We start from the raw sequence: 17948 nt of genomic DNA, 5'->3' as shown, positions 1-17948 counted from the left end.
AATCCCCGCCGTGCTTACAGTTCACCACCTCATCCGCAGGGTGCGTTCCGTGAAGACATTTGACCATTTGACTGTGATCGGCCTGCGCGAGTGGGTCGCCCTGCCCGACCTTGGCGTGGCCGGGCTGCGCGCCAAGATCGACACTGGCGCCAGCACCTCCAGCCTGCACGCCACCGAGGTGGAACCGTTCGAGCGCGACGGCCGGCCCTGGGTCCGCTTCACCGCACACCTGGGCTCGGTGGTGCAGTTGCGCCACCGCCGCTGCGAGGCACCGCTGGTGACCATGAAAACCATCAAGAGCTCCAACGGCCAGGCCCAGACCCGCTATGTCATCCGCACGTCACTGGCCCTGGGCGATGGTGTGTGGGAGGTGGAGTTCACCCTGGCCTGCCGCAAGAACATGCGTTATCGCCTGTTGCTGGGTTCCAAGGCCCTGATCCATGGCCAGCTGGTGGTCAACCCTGGCCTCAAATACGTACAAGACAAACCGGCCTTCCCGGCCACCCTTTCTCCTGCCACAGGTGCTGCATGAAGATCGCTGTGCTGTCGCGCAATCCGCGTCTGTATTCCACCCGCCGCCTGGTCGAAGCCGGTACCCAGCGGGGCCACGAAATGGTGGTGATCGATACCCTGCGGGCCTACATGAACATTGCCAGCCACAAGCCGCAGATCCACTACCGCGGCAAGCCGCTGGAAGGCTTCGACGCGGTGATCCCGCGCATCGGTGCCTCGGTGACCTTCTATGGCTGCGCGGTGCTGCGCCAGTTCGAGATGATGGGCGTGTATCCGCTCAACGAGTCGGTAGCGATAGCCCGCTCCCGCGACAAGCTGCGCTCGCTGCAACTGCTGTCGCGGCGCGGCATCGGCCTGCCGATTACCGGCTTCGCCCACTCGCCGGACGACATCCCCGACCTGATCCAGATGGTCAACGGCGCCCCGCTGGTGATCAAGGTGCTGGAAGGTACACAGGGCATCGGCGTGGTGCTGTGCGAAACCACCAAGGCCGCCGAATCGGTGATCGAGGCGTTCATGGGGTTGAAGCAGAACATCATGGTGCAGGAATACATCAAGGAAGCGGGTGGCGCGGATATCCGCTGCTTCGTGGTCGGCGACAAGGTCATCGCGTCGATGAAGCGCCAGGCCAAGCCGGGGGAATTCCGCTCCAACCTGCACCGCGGTGGGGTGGCCAGCCTGATCAAGATCACCCCGGAAGAACGCATGACCGCCATTCGCGCGGCCAAGGTGATGGGCTTGAGTGTGGCGGGTGTGGATATCCTGCGCTCCAACCATGGGCCGCTGGTGATGGAGGTGAACTCGTCGCCGGGGCTGGAGGGGATTGAAGTGACCACCGGCAAGAACGTGGCCGGCATGATTATCGAGCATCTCGAGAAGAATGGTGGGCCTAATCAGACTCGGACCAAGGGTAAGGGCTGATTCAAGCCTGTACCGGCCCTATCGCCGGCAAGCCAGCTCCCACAGGATTACCACGACCTTCAGGCTTGTGGATTACCTGTGGGAGCTGGCTTGCCGGCGATAGGGCCGATGCAGCCAACCAGATTCATACAGCATTACGCGGCAGCAACAGCCCCAAAGGCAACCGTACCCGCGCCTCGATCCCGCCACCAGAGCGGTTGCGCAGTTCCACATTCCCACCATGCTGCGCCGCAATCCGCTTGACGATCGCCAGCCCCAGCCCGGTGCCCTTGCCACCCCGGGCCCGGTCACCACGAATGAACGGGTTGAAGATGGTCTCCAGCTCCGACTCGTCGATCCCCGCCCCGCGGTCCAGCACGCTCAGCACCACATACGGCGCACTCTCGTCGCCCGACACATAGGCGGCCACCTCTACCCCCTTGCCGGCGTGGTGCAGGGCATTGCCGATCAGGTTGCCCAGCATGCGCTTGAGCGAAACCCGGCGCAGCGGGAACGGTGGGATCGGCTCCAGGCACAGCCGCACCCGTTCTTCCGGCTGGTTGTACGGCGCCACCACTTCGCGCACCAGGTCGGCCAGGTCGACCTCCTCAACCGGCTCGTCACGGCCATCGCGGATAAAGGCCAGGAACTGGTCGAGGATCGCGTCCATGTCCTCGATATCGCGGACCATGTCGTCACTCAGTTCGCTGTCGCTGTCCAGCAACGACAACGACAGGCGCAGGCGCGTCAGCGGTGTGCGCAGGTCGTGGGAAACCCCGGCCAGCATCAGCTCGCGCTCGCGCCCGGCTTGCTCGACATCCTCGGCCATCTGGTTGAAGGCCTTGTACACCTCGGTCATCTCGCTGGGCGTGTCGCTGATCGGCAGGCGCACGCTGCGCCCCTGGCCCAGCTGCCGGGCGGCGAACACCAGGCGCTTGAGCGGCTGGTTCAGCTGGCGCACGAAGATCCAGGCCGAAGCTGTGGACAACAGACCGATGGCCAGGAACCAACCCAGCACGTTCCAGATCTTCTGCCCACGCAGCGGGTGCGGGTACAGCGGAACCTTCAACCAGCCCGGGCCCAGGCTTGGCGCATTGACCCACAACGCCGGCGGCGCATGAATGCGCAGCCGTACCTCGGTGTCTTCGCCCAACTCGGCCTGCATCTGCCGTTGGTAGATTTCGCTGTAGGGCCAGTGCTGCTCACCCTCGGGCACGCCCGAGCCGGTGACCCGGATAAGGCCTGCCGCTTCGGCGATCTTGTCGCGGTTTTCTTCGTCGGCCGCCCAATAGGCGCGCAGGGTCAGCGCAACACCGTGGCTGTACTGACGGTCGACCAGCACATCCTCGTTCATCAACAGGTAGACCAGGGTCAAGGCCTTGGAGAACAGGACGACGATCAACACCAGCCACAGGGTGCGAGCGAAGAAACTTTGCGGAAACCAGAGCGGTGTTTTCATCGACGGCGCGGCATCATTTACCGGCGTTTCCGTCCGGCACGAACACGTAGCCCACGCCCCACACGGTCTGGATATAACGCGGCTTGGACGGGTCCGGCTCGATCATGCGGCGCAGACGCGAAATCTGCACATCGATGGAGCGTTCCAGCGCATCCCATTCGCGGCCACGCGCCAGGTTCATCAGCTTGTCGCGGGTCAGAGGCTCGCGTGCGTGCATCACCAGCGCCTTGAGCACGGCGAACTCGCCGGTGGTGAGCATGTGCACTTCGTCGCCACGCTTGAGTTCGCGGGTGGCCAGCGACAGCTCGTAGTCGCCGAAGGTGACCGACTCGTCTTCGCTACCAGGCGCACCCGGCACGCTCGGCGCCTGGCGGCGCAGCACGGCCTTGACCCGGGCCATCAGCTCGTCCGGGTTGAACGGCTTGCCCAGGTAATCGTCGGCGCCCAGCTCCAGGCCCTTGATACGGCTGAGCTCGTCGCCCTTGGCGGTGAGCATGATGATCGGGATCTGGTTGTTCTGCTGGCGCAGGCGCTTGCACGCCGACAGGCCATCCTCGCCGGGCAGCATCAGGTCGAGCACCACCAGGTTGAACACCTCACGCTGCAGCAGGCGGTCCATCTGCTCGGTGTTGGGCACCGCACGGGCACGGTAGCCCTTGCTGGTGAAGAAACGTTCCAGCAGGCTGCTCAGCCCCGGGTCGTCGTCGACGATGAGAATCTTGTCACCTTCAGCGGTGTTTGGCGTGCCGGTCATGAATAACTCCTCTGATATCGCCGCGCATTATGGCGTAGCCATTGCTGCACGTTGCGTGAGCATTGTTAGCAGATTTTTCCCCCGGCGCCAGTTTCGGCTGGCCGGGCGCCATCACCGCAAGCCGTTTGCGATGGGTATAATGCGCGGCTTTCATCCAGCGCCGCCGGGCGAAAGGCCCACAGGCGACCCCCGTATTCACAAATGTCAGGTGGTTTACATGGACAGCATCAACAGCCGTATCGCCGAGGAACTGGGCGTACGCCCCCAGCAGGTCGAGGCGGCCGTGGGCCTGTTGGACGAAGGCTCGACCGTGCCCTTCATCGCCCGCTACCGCAAGGAAGTGACCGGTAGCCTGGACGACACCCAGCTGCGCCATCTGGAAGAGCGCCTGCGCTACCTGCGCGAACTCGACGAGCGCCGCGCCAGCATCCTGGCCAGCATCGAGGAGCAGGGCAAGCTGACCCCGGAACTGGCCCGCGAGATCAAGCTGGCCGATACCAAGACCCGCCTCGAAGACCTGTACCTGCCGTACAAGCAAAAGCGCCGCACCAAGGGCCAGATCGCCCTGGAAGCCGGCCTCGGCGAGCTGGCCGACGGCCTGTTCAACAACCCAGACCTGGCCCCGGAAAGCGAAGCCGCACGCTTCGTCAACGCCGACAAGGGCGTGGCCGACGTCAAGGCCGCGCTGGAAGGCGCCAAGTACATCCTCATGGAGCGCTTCGCCGAAGACGCCGCCCTGCTCGACAAGCTGCGCAGCTTCCTCAAGCAGGAGTCGGTGCTCAGCGCCCGCGTCGTGCCTGGCAAGGAAGAAGAAGGCGCCAAGTTCCGCGACTACTTCGCCCATGACGAACTGCTGCGCAACGCTCCGTCGCACCGCGCCCTGGCAATTTTCCGCGGGCGTAACGAAGGCGTGCTGAGCGCCTCGCTGAAAGTCGGCGAAGAACTGCCCGGCACTCTGCACCCGTGCGAACTGATGATCGGCAACCACGTCGGCATCGAGAACCGCAACCGCCCGGCCGACAAGTGGCTGGGCGAAGTGGTGCGCTGGACCTGGAAGGTCAAGCTCTACACCCACCTGGAAACCGACCTGTTCGGCGAGCTGCGCGACAACGCCGAAGGCGAGGCGATCAATGTGTTCGCCCACAACCTGCACGACCTGCTGCTGGCCGCCCCGGCCGGCCCGCGTGCCACCCTGGGCTTCGACCCGGGCCTGCGCACCGGCTGCAAGATCGCCGTGGTCGATGCCACCGGCAAGCTGCTGGACCACACCACGGTCTACCCGCACGCGCCGAAGAACGACTGGGACCGCACCATTTCGATCATGGCTGCACTGTGCGCCAAGCACTCGGTGGAGCTGATCGCCATCGGCAACGGCACCGCCAGCCGCGAAAGCGACAAGCTGGTGGCGGAGCTGGTCAAGAAGTACCCGGCGCTGAAGATCACCAAGATCATGGTCTCCGAGGCTGGCGCTTCGGTGTATTCCGCATCGGAACTGGCCGCCCGCGAATTCCCGGACCTGGACGTGTCGATCCGTGGCGCCGTGTCGATTGCCCGCCGCCTGCAGGACCCGCTGGCCGAACTGGTGAAGATCGACCCGAAATCCATCGGTGTCGGCCAATATCAGCACGATGTGTCCCAGCTGAAACTGGCGCGCGGCCTGGACGCCGTGGTCGAGGACTGCGTGAACGCCGTGGGCGTGGACGTCAACACCGCCTCGGTGGCGCTGCTGACGCGCATCTCCGGCCTCAACGCCACCCTGGCGCAGAACATCGTCGCCCATCGCGATGCCAACGGCCCGTTCGCCACTCGTGCTGCGCTGAAAAAGGTCAGCCGCCTGGGTGAGAAAACCTTCGAACAGGCCGCCGGCTTCCTGCGCGTGATGAACGGCGACAACCCGCTGGACGCCTCCGCGGTTCACCCCGAGGCCTACCCGCTGGTGCAGCGCATTGCCGCCGACACCGACCGCGACATCCGCTCGCTGATCGGTGATAGCAGCTTCCTCAAGCGCCTGGACCCGAAGAAATTCACCGATGAAACCTTCGGTCTGCCGACCGTCACCGACATCCTGCAGGAACTGGACAAGCCTGGCCGCGACCCACGCCCCGAGTTCAAGACCGCCACCTTCCAGGACGGCGTCGAGGACCTCAAGGACCTGGAACCGGGCATGATCCTCGAAGGCGTGGTGACCAACGTCACCAACTTCGGTGCCTTCGTCGACATCGGCGTGCACCAGGACGGCCTGGTGCACATCTCGGCGCTGTCGGAGAAGTTCATCAAGGACCCACGTGAAGCGGTCAAGGCCGGCGACGTGGTCAAGGTCAAGGTCATGGAAGTGGACATCCCGCGCAAACGCGTCGGCCTGTCCATGCGCATGAGCGACACCCCGGGCGAGAAGGTAGACGGCAACCGCGGTGGTAACCGTGGCAATGGCGGCAACCGCCAGCAGCAGGCGCCGCGCCAGCGCGAAACCGCCACTGCGGCACCGGCCAACAACGCCATGGCCGCCCTGTTCGCCAACGCCAAGCAGCTGAAGAAGAAGTGATGGACGTTCCACGCGAATACGTCGAAAGCGCCTTCAGCCAGCTCCTCGGCTGCCGCCTGCAACGCCTGGAAACAGGTGTTGCCGAGGTAGCCCTGGCGCTCGAGCCACACTTGCGCAACCGTGGCCAGAAGCTGCACGGCGGGGCGATCTTCAGCCTGGTGGACATCGCCATGGGCCTGGCCTGCTCGGCCAGCCATGGCTTCGACCAGCAAAGCGTCACCATCGAGTGCAAGATCAACTACATGCGCGCCGTCAGTGACGGCGAGGTGCTGTGCACCGCCCGTGTGCTGCACGCCGGGCGGCGCACCCTGGTGGTCGACGCCGACGTAGTTCAGGGCGACAAGCTGGTGGCGAAAGCGCAAGGAACCTTCGCGGTTCTCTAGCTCACCAAGCGGTATCTGCGGTATTTTCGGCAACAGCCGGGGGCCGCTTCGCGCCCCATCGCCGGCAAGCCGGGCTCCCACAGGTAATCCACAAGCCTGAATATCGTGGTTTACCTGTGGAGCCCGGCTTGCCGGCGATGGGCTGCGAAGCGGCCCCCGAAGTCGGCGCTGCGCAATGCCGGAACCGCGTAAACCAGGCGACAACGCCAGTTCCTTTTCCCACTACCCTTGTAGACCGTCTTTTCTACCCCCATATTGGGGCGACTGACGCGTGAAGGAATACATCTTGAGCGACCTCCTCAACCGCCGCCTGAGCCTGCTCGGCGCCAATCTCCCCCTGCTCAAGCAGTGCCTGCACGGTATTGAGCGCGAATGCCTGCGCGTGACCGACGAAGGTCGCCTGGCCCAGACCCCGCATCCGCAAGCACTGGGATCGGCGCTGACCAACGAGCAGATCACCACCGATTATTCCGAGTCGCTGCTGGAGTTCATCACCCCAGCCCTGCCCGACCCGGCCAAGGTGCTGGAAAGCCTCGAAGAGACCCACCGTTTCGTCTACAGCAAGCTGGGCGACGAATACCTGTGGAGCCCGTCGATGCCCTGCACGCTGCCGGCCGAGGAGGACATCCCGATCGCCGAGTACGGCAGCTCGAACATCGGCAAGCTCAAACACGTCTACCGCAAGGGCCTGGCCCTGCGCTACGGCCGCACCATGCAGTGCATCGCCGGTATCCATTACAATTTCTCGCTGCCCGAAGCGCTGTGGCCGTTGCTGCGCGCCGCAGAAGGCGGCAGCGAGAGCGACCGCGACTACCAGTCGTCGGCCTATATCGCGCTGATCCGCAATTTCCGCCGCTACAGCTGGCTGCTGATGTACCTGTTCGGCGCCTCGCCGGCCCTGGACAAAGGCTTCCTGCGTGGCCGCCCGCACCAGCTCGAAGAGCTGGACGCCGAAACCCTGTACCTGCCCTACGCCACCAGCCTGCGCATGAGCGACCTGGGCTACCAGAGCAACGCCCAGGCCGGCCTCACGCCGTGCTACAACAACCTGGCCAGCTACACCGACAGCCTGCGCAAGGCGGTGGGCACGCCCTACCCGCCTTACGTCGAAGTCGGCACGCACGTGGATGGCGAGTGGGTACAGCTGAACACCAATATCCTGCAGATCGAAAACGAGTACTACTCGAACATTCGCCCCAAGCGCGTCACCTACACCGGCGAGCGGCCGATCCAGGCCCTGACCTCGCGCGGCGTGCAGTACGTGGAAGTGCGTTGCCTGGACATCAACCCGTTCCTGCCGGTGGGCATCGACCTGACCGAGGCGCGCTTCCTCGACGCGTTCCTGCTGTTCTGCGCGCTGGAAGACAGCCCGCAACTGGACAACGGCGAATGCGGCCAGTGCACCAACAACTTCCTGACCGTGGTCAAGGAAGGCCGGCGCCCGGGCCTGGAACTGCATCGCAATGGCCAGCCGATCGGCCTGAAGGCGTGGGCCAGCGAGCTGATCGAGCGTATTCGGCCACTGGCCGATCTGCTCGACCAGGCGCAAGGCGGTGCAGAACACGGCAAGGCCCTAGATGCCCAGCAGGCCAAGGTCGACGACGCCTCGCTGACCCCGTCGGCCCAGGTGCTGGCACGCATGACCGAGCATGACGAGAGCTTCGTCAAGTTCTCCCTGCGCCAGAGCCGCATCCACGCCGAAACCTTCCGCGAACAGCCACTGCCGGTCGAGCGCCAGCAGGCCTTCGAAACCCTCGCCCGCGACTCGCTGGCCGAGCAGTCGCGCCTGGAACAGCAGGAAGTCGGCGACTTCGACCTGTTCGTCGGCGCCTACCAGGCCAGCATCCTGGCGATCAGCAACTGATGACCCGCACTGCCACCCCGCGCAAGCCGCGCGCCAGCAGCCAGGCCAGGATCGAGGCGATCCTGGCGGCTGCACGCGAGTTGCTGGCCGAGCTGGGGGTGGCGAGCCTGTCGATCTACAGCGTGGCCGAGCGTGCGCAGATTCCACCGTCTTCGGTGTACCACTTCTTCGCCAGCGTGCCGGCGCTGCTGGAGGCGTTGACGGCCGATGTACACCGGGCCTTCCGTGAAGCGCTGAGCGCGCCGATCGACAGCAGTGCGTTCAACACCTGGCACGAACTGTCACGGCTGATCGAGCAGCGCATGCTGGATATCTACAACGAGGACGCCGCGGCGCGGCAACTGATCCTGGCCCAGCATGGCCTGAGCGAAGTGGTGCAGGCCGACCGGCAGCACGACATGGAACTGGGCGACTTGATGCACAAGTTGTTCGACCAGCACTTTCATCTGCCAGTGATGCCGGCGGATGTGGATGTGTTTGCCCTGGCCATGGAATTGAGCGACCGGGTGTATGCGCGGTCGGTGCAGCTGCATGAGGCGATCACCCCGCGCATGGCCGAGGAAGGCAAGCGAGTGTTCGAGGCGTATCTGGGGTTGTATCTGCCGCCTTTTCTGGCCAAGCGTTCCAGCTGAGATCATTGGGGCCGCTGTGCGGCCCTTCGCGGGCACGCCCGCTCCCACAGGGCCCGCGCAAAACCTGAAACCTGCGCAGTACCTGTGGGAGCGGGCGTGCCCGCGAAGGGCTGCAAAGCAGCCCCATGGCCCACACCCATCACAGCTTGGCGATGGATACTTCAGTCGACTTCACGAAGGCAATCACTTCACTGCCCACCTGCAGCTCCAGCTCACGCACGGAGCGGGTGGTGATGACCGAAGTGACGATGCCCGAGGCGGTCTGCACGTCGATTTCCGACAGTACCGGGCCTTCCAGGATTTCCTTCACGGTGCCTTTGAACTGGTTGCGAACGTTGATGGCTTTGATGGTCATGATTTGATTCCTTCTCTATGGCTTCAGTCTGGTAAGTGAGTCAGTCAGTGCGCCCAACGCAGTTGCGTGGGCAAAGGGGCTACAGGATCCGGCTCGGGCGCAGCGCCCGGGGCCGACAGAACACGGTTGAGCACTTCGCTTTCCAGCGCAGCCAGGCGGTGCGAACCACGCGCCCGAGGCCGTGCCAGGTCGACAGTGAGGTCGAGCCCGACCTCGCCGTCCTCGATCAGGATCACCCGGTCAGCTACGGCGACTGCCTCGCTGACATCGTGGGTGACCAGCAACACGGTGAAGCCGTGCTGACGCCACAGGCGTTCGATCAGTTGCTGCATCTCGATACGGGTCAATGCATCCAGCGCACCGAGCGGTTCGTCCAGCAGCAGCAGGCGCGGCTGGTGAATCAGCGCCCGGGCCAGGGCCACACGCTGCTTCTGGCCACCCGAGAGTGCCGCCGGCCATTCATTGGCGCGGTCGGCCAGGCCAACCGACTCCAACGCTTCCAGCGCACGCGGGCGCCAGTCGCCAGACAGGCCCAGGCCAACGTTGTCGATCACCTTCTTCCATGGCAGCAGGCGCGCGTCCTGGAACATCAGGCGGGTTTCTTCGCGGGCCTGCTCCAACGGCGCGGCACCGGCCAGCAACTGGCCTGCAGTGGGCTGATCGAGACCGGCCAGCAGGCGCAGCAAGGTGCTCTTGCCGCAGCCACTACGGCCGACGATGGCGACGAACTGGCCGGCAGGAATATGCAGCTCGATACCCTTCAGTACCTCGCGCTGGCCAAAGGTCTTGCGCAGGCCGCTGGAAGCCAGCGGGATGCCACGCAGCAGGCGTGGCGGCTGTTCCTTGAGTACGGTCATGCGCCCTCCTTCTTCGCCACTTGATAGGCCGGGTGCCAGCGCAGCCACACACGCTCCAGGCCGCGGGCGGCGAGGTCGGCAAGCTTGCCGAGCACGGCATACAGGACGATGGCCAGCACTACCACGTCGGTCTGCAGGAATTCACGGGCGTTCATCGCCAGGTAACCGATGCCGGCATTGGCCGAAATGGTTTCGGCAACGATCAGGGTCAGCCACATGAAGCCCAGGGCAAAGCGCACGCCCACCAGGATCGAAGGCAATGCCCCGGGCAGGATCACCTGGCGGAACAGGCTGAAGCCGGACAAGCCATAGCTGCGCGCCATCTCCACCAGCGCCGGGTCGACGTTGCGGATGCCGTGATAGGTGTTCAGGTAGATCGGGAACAGCGTGCCCAGCGCGACCAGGAAGATCTTTGCCGACTCGTCGATACCGAACCACAGGATCACCAGCGGGATCAGCGCCAGGTGCGGCACGTTGCGGATCATCTGCACCGAGCTGTCGAGCAGGCGTTCGCCCCAGTTCGACAGGCCGGTGATGAAGCCCAGCACCAGGCCGATGCTGCCACCGATGACGAAGCCCAGCCCGGCACGCCAGCCACTGATGGCCAGGTGGGTCCAGATCTCGCCGCTGCGCACCAGCTCGACGCCGGCGCTGACCACGGCGCTGGGCGCGGGCAGGATGCGCGTCGACAGCCAGCCGGCGCTGACCGCCAGCTGCCAGGCAGCCAGCAGCAGTACCGGCAGCGCCCATGGCGCCAGGCGCTGGCCAAGGTTGTTGGAAGTTGCACGACTCATGGCCTGGCCCTCAGCTCTGCGCAACGGACTTGGGCAGGATGTCGTTGGCCACCATTTCGCCAAACGGGCTCACATAACCACCGGTCTTGGCTTGCTCCGGGCGTTGCACATCCAGGTGCGGGAACAGCAGCTCGGCCACCCGGTACGACTCTTCCAGGTGTGGGTAGCCGGAGAAGATGAAGGTATCGATGCCCAGCTCGGCATATTCCTTGACCCGCGCCGCCACGGTCGGGCCATCCCCTACCAGCGCGGTACCGGCACCGCCACGCACCAGGCCGACACCGGCCCACAGGTTGGGGCTGACCTCCAGCTTGTCACGGTTGCCGTTGTGCAGGGCGGCCATGCGTTGCTGGCCGACCGAGTCGAAGCGCGCCAGCGAGGCCTGGGCGCGAGCGATGGTGTCGTCGTCCAAGTGCGAGATCAGCTTGTCGGCAGCGGCCCAGGCTTCTTCGTTGGTTTCCCGCACGATCACGTGCAGGCGGATGCCGAAGCGCACTTCGCGGCCCTGGGCGGCGGCTTTCTCACGCACCTGGGCAATTTTTTCAGCGACCGCACTCGGCGGCTCGCCCCAGGTCAGGTACAGCTCGACCTGCTCGGCGGCCAGGTCCTGTGCGGCTTCGGAGGAACCGCCGAAATACAGTGGCGGGCGTGGTTGCTGGATCGGCGGGTAGAGCAGCTTGGCGCCCTTCACCTGGATGTGCTTGCCGTCGTAGTCGACCACCTCGCCTTCCAGCACCTTGCGCCAGATACGGGTGAACTCTACAGAAGCTTCATAACGTTCCTGATGGTTCAGGTGCAGGCCGTCACCGGCCAACTCGTCCGGGTCGCCACCGGTCACCAGGTTGAACAGCGCGCGGCCGTTGGACAGGCGATCAAGGGTTGCTGCCTGGCGTGCCGCCACGGTCGGCGAAATGATCCCGGGGCGCAGGGCGACCAGGAACTTCAGGCGCTGGGTCACCGGGATCAACGATGCCGCGACCAGCCAGGAGTCCTCGCAGGAGCGCCCGGTAGGGATCAGCACGCCACCAAAGCCGAGCCGGTCGGCCGCCTGGGCGATCTGCTGCAGGTAGCCATGGTCGACGGCGCGCGCGCCATCGGAGGTGCCCAGGTACTTGCCGTCACCGTGGGTAGGAAGGAACCAGAAGATGTTAAGGCTCATTGGAGTTGTCTCCTCAAGGGGGCTCAGCCAGGGCGGCGCCCCGGCGCAGGCAAATCAATCAAGGCGCACTGGCGACCTTGGCCGGGGGTGTCCAGATCACGTCCTTGATGCTCAGCGGCTTGGGAATCAGCTTCAGTGCCTGGAACGTGTCGGCGATCTTCTGTTGCGCGGCCACCACTTCCGGGGTGAGCGGCGCGGCACCGTACCCTTGGCGCTTGACCGAGGTCAGGGTGATGTCGGCAGGCAGGCCGAGCAGCGGCGCGACCTGGTCGGTCACTTCCTGCGGGTTGGCCTGGGACCATTCACCCACGGCACGCACTTCTTCGATCAGGGTGTTGATCACCGCTAGGTGCTGGGTCGCGTAGTTGCGGGTGGCCAGGTAGAACTGATGGTTGTCGACCAGGCCCTTGCCGTCACGCAGGGTATGAGCCTGCAGCTGTTTCTCGGCGGCAGCCTGGTACGGGTCCCAGATCACCCAGGCGTCCACGCTGCCGCGCTCGAAGGCGGCGCGGGCGTCGGCCGGGGGCAGGTACACCGGCTGGATGTCGCTGTATTTCAGGCCTGCGTCTTCCAGGGCGCGAACCAGCAGGTAGTGAACGTTGGAGCCTTTGTTGAGGGCGACTTTCTTGCCCTTGAGGTCTTTGACCGACTGGATCGGCGAGCCCTTCGGCACCAGGATCGCCTCGCTGTGCGGCGCTGGCGGCTCGTAGGCGACGTACAGCAGGTCGGCACCGGCGGCCTGGGCGAACACCGGCGGGGTTTCACCGGTGACGCCAAAGTCGATGGAGCCGACGTTCAGCCCCTCAAGCAGCTGCGGGCCGCCGGGGAACTCGGTCCATTGCACCTGCACGCCCTGCTCGGCCAGGCGCTTTTCCAGCGTGCCCTTGGCCTTGAGCAGCACCAGGGTGCCGTATTTCTGGTAACCGATACGCAGGCTCTCGGCCTGGGCTTGGGTGATGGCGCCGAAGGACACAGCCGCCGCAAACAGGGCGACCAGACCGCGACGCAAGAAGACTGTGCGCATGGCGCTCTCCTGTGCGAGTGGGTTCGGGTTGCACCTGCTTGCCTCGTTGTCGGGCGAGTAAGGTGGTAAAGCGGGTTGGGCCGGTCAGATGCTCCAGCGAGCGCTGATCAGGCGTTCGTTCAATACGCCGGGGGCCACGGGGCGCGGCCGACGGGCCAGTGCAACGTGGAAGGTTTCCAGCGCGTCCTGCAGGCGCTCTTCCAGCGCCGCTACCAGCTGCGCGGGCCTGGAGCCTTCTGCGTAGGCGACCTGGCTGTCGTCGGCGAAGATCCCTTGCAGGGTCTCTTGCGCCTTGAGTGCCGACAGCACGGGTTTCAGTGCGTAATCCACCGCCAGCATGTGGGCGATGCTGCCGCCGGTGGCGATCGGCAACACGATCTTGTGTACCAGGGCGCGTTCGGGCAGCAGGTCGAGCAAGGTTTTCAGGGCACCGGCGAACGAGGCCTTGTACACCGGCGTGGCGACGATCAGGCCATCGGCCTGGGCCACCAGCTGCTGGAAGTGCTGCACCTGCGGGCTGTCGAATCGGGCGTGCAGCAGGTCTTCGGCGGGAAAGTCACGAACCTGGAACGTCACCACCTCGACGCCACGGTCCTGCAGCCACTGGCGAGAACGCTCCAGCAGCACGCCGGAGCGTGAACGGGTACTGGGGCTACCACCGATTGAGACGACCAGCATTGCAGCGCTTCCTTGTGTTCTGTTGGAGGTGACATTAACAGTCGCCGCATATATCTAGAAATCATATTTTTTCATTTGTTTATTCCATTTTTTATCTATCTGCTGTTTTGGCCCTTTCGCGGGTAAACCCGCTCCCACAGGGACCGCACAAGGCCTGAGACTTGCGCTATCCCTGTGGGAGCGGGTTTACCCGCGAAGAAGCCAACGCAGTTTCAGCAGGCATAAAAAAGGGCCGTCGAAACGGCCCGAATATCCCTGCTTTGGCTAAGAGCAATGCAACGAGGAATCCTTTAACGATTGGGCTGCGGGGTCAGCCGCAGATAGGGTTTGACCGCCCGGTAACCTTTGGGGAAGCGCTGCTTGATCTCTTCCTCGTCCTTCAGCGAGGGCACGATTACCACGTCGTCACCGTCCTGCCAGTTACCTGGTGTGGCGACCTTGTGGTTGTCGGTCAGCTGCAGCGAGTCGATCACCCGCAAGATTTCGTTGAAGTTGCGCCCGGTACTGGCCGGGTAGGTGATGGTCAGGCGCACCTTCTTGTTCGGGTCGATGACGAACAGCGAGCGCACGGTCAGGGTGTCGCTGGCGTTCGGGTGGATCAGGTCGTACAGGTCGGACACCTTGCGGTCGGCGTCGGCAATGATCGGGAAGTTGACCACGGTGTTCTGGGTTTCGTTGATGTCATCGATCCAGCGGTGGTGCGAATCGACCGGGTCCACCGACAGGGCGATGGCCTTGACCCCGCGTTTGGCGAAATCGTCCTTCAGCTTGGCGGTAAGGCCCAGCTCGGTGGTGCACACCGGAGTGAAGTCGGCCGGGTGAGAGAACAACACCCCCCAGCTGTTGCCCAGCCACTCGTGGAAGCGGATCTTGCCTTCGCTGGAATCCTGTTCGAAATCGGGGGCGATATCGCCGAGTTTTAGGCTCATGGGCTGCGGCTCCTGTGCTGGGTTCTGTACCGTGTGGGTTCAATGTGCCTGCATTCGATTAAAAACAAAAAGAATAAATACTGATTTGTTTATAACCATAATGCATACGAAATTGCAGACACAAAAAAGCCTCGCACTAGGCGAGGCTTCTTGTTCAGCTACGACTTACAGGAAGTTGTAAGTGTAGTTCACGATGAAGCGAGTCTGGTCTTTGTCACCGATGCTTTCGCCGCTACCACGGTAAACACCCTGACGCAGGCTGAAGCCCAGGCCTTTGAGGGAGCCTTGCTGAATGGTGTAGTCGACGCGTGCGTCACGTTCCCATTCGTTGTAGCTGCCGTCGCCCGACTTGTTGCGGATGTCGTCACCACGCAGGTAGGCCACCGAAGCCTTCAGGCCTGGAACGCCCAGGGACGCGAAGTCATAGGAGTACTGACCGAAGGTGGTGTTCTCACCGGCACGAGCGAACTGGTTGATCATGCTGTCGGTGAACAGGTAGAAGCTCGCGCCGCCATTGCCTTCCAGCGAGGAAGTGGCGCCGTCCTTGCGGACGCTACCTTGGTTCAGCCAGACGAAACCACCATCGTCACCCACTTGCTGGTGACCGAGCATCAGCGCGTGGCCACCCAGGGTGTAGGTGAACATGGCGCTCCAGGTCTTGTTGTCGACCTCGCCCGCGTTCTTCGCGTAGCCACCGTTGTTGTCGAAGGCGTAACCGGTCTCGCCATTCTTGCCGTCGCTGCGGCTATCGAAGTAGCGCAGGTCGGTCTTGAACGACTGGTTGTCGGCGATCTTGAAGACGTGGGTAGCACCCAGGAAGTGCTGCTTGTAGAAGTCTTCCAGGTTCGAGTAGTAGTACTGCAGGGTCAGGTCTGGAGTGAGCTTGTAGTCACCACCGGCGAACTGGAACTTGTTGCTGTCGCGGAAGGCGCCAGAAACGGAAAGACCGGTACGGTTGCTCGAAGCACGACCCATGGCGTGGGTCAGTTGACCTGCGTTGAAGGTCAGGTTGTCGATTTCCTTCGACTGCAGGGTGCCGCCCTCGAAGGTCTGCGGCAGCAGACGGCCATCGTTGGAGACCAGGATCGGCAGCATAGGCGCCAGGGCGCTACCGTAGTGGACCTCGGTCTTGGAGAAGCGAGCCTTGGCGTTACCACCAATGCGTGCCCAGTTGTGGACTGCCGAACCATCGGAGTCGCTTGGGAAGAAGGTGTTGTTGGCATCTGGGCGGCTACCACGGCCACCATCCAGGTGAATGCCCCACAGTGCCTGAACGTCGACACCAAAACCTACGGTGCCTTCGGTGAAGCCAGACAGGTAGTCGAGCTTGAAGCCCTGACCGCTTTCTTTCTGGTCGATACCGCTTTCGCGGTTGTCGTCGTTGAAGTACATGGTGCGCGAGCTGAGCGACAGTTTGCTGTCTTCAACGAAACCGGCAGCGCCTGCTTGTTGGGCGAGAACCCCCAGTGCCACGGCCAGGGCCAGGCTGGACTTGTACATGTTTTGCTCCTCTACGTTCTAATTCTTGTGTATCTCTGGCGGTGGGATCTGCTGCCCCGCTCACCGTGGATTGGCGATTTAGTCCCAAAGCGTGACCGTTTAGTCAATCGTTTCTAAACGTTTCGCGACTTTGGTCTAAGACGCCACCTGCGCTACAGGATAATGACAATCCTATAAATCCAAAATGACCGTTTTATGAATTGGTAAGATTTTTAAGGAATATGTTAGGAACTGTTACTGCGTTTCGTTAGTAGCAGCTCGCTTTTCATAACCACTGGTTATTTGCAAACGTTTGCTCATAACCTAATTCCGTATCGTTCTATCGGGACGAAAAAGCCTAGCAGCCGTCTGTGATTTCGCCATTGCCCAGGATTACCTATGTTGCGGCCTTCGTGCGCTCGATGTGGGAGCGGGCATGCCCGCGAACACCGGCTACGCCGGTGCCATCCACGGCGTCGCTTGCTTCGCGGGCACGCCCGCTCCCACAGAGGATCGCGTAAGACAGCGTGGTTAAAGCAATTGGCTCCTAAGCTAATGCAAAAAAGTTATTTATTTTACCTTTCTTAGATCATTTAGCCTTCTCGCCATCCATCACATCGATTGCCTGACGAGAGGTTCACCATGATCCCGCATGCTCCGCTGCGCCTGTTCGCCGCCCTGACCCTCGCCAGCGCCAGCTGGTTGGCCCAGGCTGCCGACCTGACCGTGGCCTACCAGACCACCGTCGACCCGGCCAAGGTGGCGCAGGTCGATGGCAACTACGAAAAAGCCAGCAAGGCCAGCATCGACTGGCGCAAATTCGACAACGGTGCCGACGTGATCACCGCCGTAGCCAGCGGCGATGTGCAAATCGGCTACCTGGGCTCCAGCCCACTGGCCGCCGCAGCCACCCGCAAGCTGCCGGTCGAGACCTTCCTGATCGCCACGCAGATTGGCGCCGGTGAAGCACTGGTCGCCCGCGACAGCATCAAGACGCCGCAAGACCTGGTCGGCAAGAAAGTCGCCGTGCCGTTCGTCTCCACCGGCCACTACAGCCTGCTGGCTGCGCTGAAGAGCTGGAACATCGACCCGTCCAAGGTGCAGATCCTCAACCTGGCGCCGCCGGCGATCATTGCCGCCTGGAAGCGCGGCGACATCGACGCCACCTACGTCTGGGACCCGGCCCTGGGCGTGGCCAAGGAAAACGGCAAGGTGCTGATCACCTCCGGCGAGCTGGCCGAGAAAGGCGCACCGACCTTCGACGCATGGATCGTGCGCAAGGACTTCGCCGCCAAGCACCCCGATGTGGTCAAGGCCTTTGCCAAGGTCACCCTCGACGCCTACGCCGACTACCGCAAGAACCCGCAAGCCTGGCTGGCCAACCCCGACAACGTGAGCAAGCTGGCCAAACTGTCTGGCGCCAAGCCTGCTGACATCCCGGTGCTGCTGCAGGGCAACGTCTACCCGCTGGCCGCCGACCAGGCCAACGCACTGGGCGCGCCGACCACCCAGGCGCTGACCGACACGGCCACCTTCCTCAAGCAGCAAGGCAAGGTCGACGCGGTGCTGCCGGACTACTCGCCGTACGTCAGCGCCCAGTACCTCCCCAACTAAGCCTGTAGAAAA

17 protein-coding genes are annotated in these 17948 nt (G+C 63.5%); 7 read left to right on the top strand and 10 right to left on the bottom strand.

The annotated features are described in order from the left end of the window. Positions 1 to 49 precede the first annotated feature (49 nt). On the top strand, positions 50 to 532 hold the full coding sequence (locus tag CAG22_RS11665) for an ATP-dependent zinc protease (RefSeq protein ID WP_085705505.1): 483 nt from the start codon (positions 50 to 52) through the stop codon (positions 530 to 532). Then, positions 529 to 1434 carry a 30S ribosomal protein S6--L-glutamate ligase gene (gene rimK / locus CAG22_RS11660; RefSeq protein WP_015268602.1) on the top strand — a complete coding sequence of 302 codons (906 nt, stop codon included), beginning with the start codon at positions 529 to 531 and terminating at the stop codon, positions 1432 to 1434. Before CAG22_RS11665 ends, rimK begins: the two co-directional genes overlap by 4 nt. A gap of 124 nt (positions 1435 to 1558) precedes the next feature. Here the strand turns inward: rimK and CAG22_RS11655 are convergent, their stop codons facing one another. Then, positions 1559 to 2872 (bottom strand): ATP-binding protein, encoded by a 1314-nt coding sequence (locus CAG22_RS11655; RefSeq protein WP_085691962.1) that lies wholly within the window; start codon positions 2870 to 2872, stop codon positions 1559 to 1561. A gap of 13 nt (positions 2873 to 2885) precedes the next feature. Then, positions 2886 to 3626: a two-component system response regulator OmpR gene (gene ompR, locus CAG22_RS11650; protein ID WP_012270052.1), complete on the bottom strand. Its 741-nt coding sequence runs from the start codon at positions 3624 to 3626 to the stop codon at positions 2886 to 2888. A gap of 217 nt (positions 3627 to 3843) precedes the next feature. Between ompR and CAG22_RS11645 the strand changes: the two genes are divergently transcribed. The 4 genes from CAG22_RS11645 (at position 3844) to CAG22_RS11630 (ending at position 9047) form a co-directional block, all read left to right on the top strand. Next, positions 3844 to 6168, top strand: coding sequence for a Tex family protein (locus tag CAG22_RS11645; RefSeq protein WP_025337330.1), 2325 nt, complete (start codon positions 3844 to 3846; stop codon positions 6166 to 6168). Next, a complete protein-coding gene (locus CAG22_RS11640; RefSeq protein ID WP_003257433.1) occupies positions 6168 to 6551 on the top strand; it encodes a PaaI family thioesterase in 384 nt (127 codons plus the stop codon). Before CAG22_RS11645 ends, CAG22_RS11640 begins: the two co-directional genes overlap by 1 nt. A 286-nt stretch (positions 6552 to 6837) precedes the next feature. Next, positions 6838 to 8415 carry a glutamate--cysteine ligase gene (gene gshA / locus CAG22_RS11635; protein ID WP_075044319.1) on the top strand — a complete coding sequence of 526 codons (1578 nt, stop codon included), beginning with the start codon at positions 6838 to 6840 and terminating at the stop codon, positions 8413 to 8415. Continuing rightward, positions 8415 to 9047 carry a TetR/AcrR family transcriptional regulator gene (locus tag CAG22_RS11630; RefSeq protein ID WP_025337328.1) on the top strand — a complete coding sequence of 211 codons (633 nt, stop codon included), beginning with the start codon at positions 8415 to 8417 and terminating at the stop codon, positions 9045 to 9047. The genes gshA and CAG22_RS11630 overlap by 1 nt, the downstream gene beginning before the upstream one ends. 139 nt (positions 9048 to 9186) lie before the next feature. Here CAG22_RS11630 and CAG22_RS11625 read toward each other — a convergent pair whose 3' ends face one another. The 8 genes from CAG22_RS11625 to CAG22_RS11590 all read right to left on the bottom strand — a co-directional run bounded on the left by CAG22_RS11625 (position 9187) and on the right by CAG22_RS11590 (position 16343). After that, positions 9187 to 9402: a molybdopterin-binding protein gene (locus tag CAG22_RS11625; RefSeq protein ID WP_003255829.1), complete on the bottom strand. Its 216-nt coding sequence runs from the start codon at positions 9400 to 9402 to the stop codon at positions 9187 to 9189. Positions 9403 to 9446: 44 nt separating this feature from the next. Beyond that, positions 9447 to 10259: an aliphatic sulfonates ABC transporter ATP-binding protein gene (gene ssuB, locus CAG22_RS11620; RefSeq protein WP_013970450.1), complete on the bottom strand. Its 813-nt coding sequence runs from the start codon at positions 10257 to 10259 to the stop codon at positions 9447 to 9449. Continuing rightward, entirely contained in the window at positions 10256 to 11053 is a 798-nt protein-coding gene (gene ssuC / locus CAG22_RS11615) for an aliphatic sulfonate ABC transporter permease SsuC (protein ID WP_039614250.1), read from the bottom strand. Before ssuC ends, ssuB begins: the two co-directional genes overlap by 4 nt. Before the next feature lie 10 nt (positions 11054 to 11063). Further along, the gene (gene ssuD, locus CAG22_RS11610) at positions 11064 to 12212 is read right to left on the bottom strand and encodes an FMNH2-dependent alkanesulfonate monooxygenase (protein WP_025337326.1); all 1149 of its coding nucleotides are present in this window, start codon (positions 12210 to 12212) and stop codon (positions 11064 to 11066) included. Positions 12213 to 12270: 58 nt separating this feature from the next. Next, the gene (locus CAG22_RS11605; RefSeq protein WP_085705504.1) at positions 12271 to 13236 is read right to left on the bottom strand and encodes a sulfonate ABC transporter substrate-binding protein; all 966 of its coding nucleotides are present in this window, start codon (positions 13234 to 13236) and stop codon (positions 12271 to 12273) included. A gap of 84 nt (positions 13237 to 13320) precedes the next feature. Further along, positions 13321 to 13914: an NADPH-dependent FMN reductase gene (ssuE, locus tag CAG22_RS11600; RefSeq protein WP_085591827.1), complete on the bottom strand. Its 594-nt coding sequence runs from the start codon at positions 13912 to 13914 to the stop codon at positions 13321 to 13323. A gap of 290 nt (positions 13915 to 14204) precedes the next feature. Then, positions 14205 to 14843, bottom strand: a complete 639-nt coding sequence (locus CAG22_RS11595; protein ID WP_013970445.1) for a peroxiredoxin — start codon at positions 14841 to 14843, stop codon at positions 14205 to 14207. Between the two features lie 165 nt (positions 14844 to 15008). Beyond that, a complete protein-coding gene (locus tag CAG22_RS11590) occupies positions 15009 to 16343 on the bottom strand; it encodes an OprD family porin (protein ID WP_085591825.1) in 1335 nt (444 codons plus the stop codon). Between the two features lie 621 nt (positions 16344 to 16964). Here CAG22_RS11590 and tauA point away from each other — a divergent pair. Continuing rightward, the gene (gene tauA, locus CAG22_RS11585) at positions 16965 to 17936 is read left to right on the top strand and encodes a taurine ABC transporter substrate-binding protein (protein WP_075044315.1); all 972 of its coding nucleotides are present in this window, start codon (positions 16965 to 16967) and stop codon (positions 17934 to 17936) included. Positions 17937 to 17948: the final 12 nt, after the last annotated feature.

Origin of the sequence: Pseudomonas sp. B8(2017) (assembly GCF_002113575.1) — a bacterium.
GTDB lineage: Bacteria > Pseudomonadota > Gammaproteobacteria > Pseudomonadales > Pseudomonadaceae > Aquipseudomonas > Aquipseudomonas putida_Z.
Note: the sequence above shows the minus strand (reverse complement) of the source record. Positions and strands in the feature narration are given on the sequence as shown.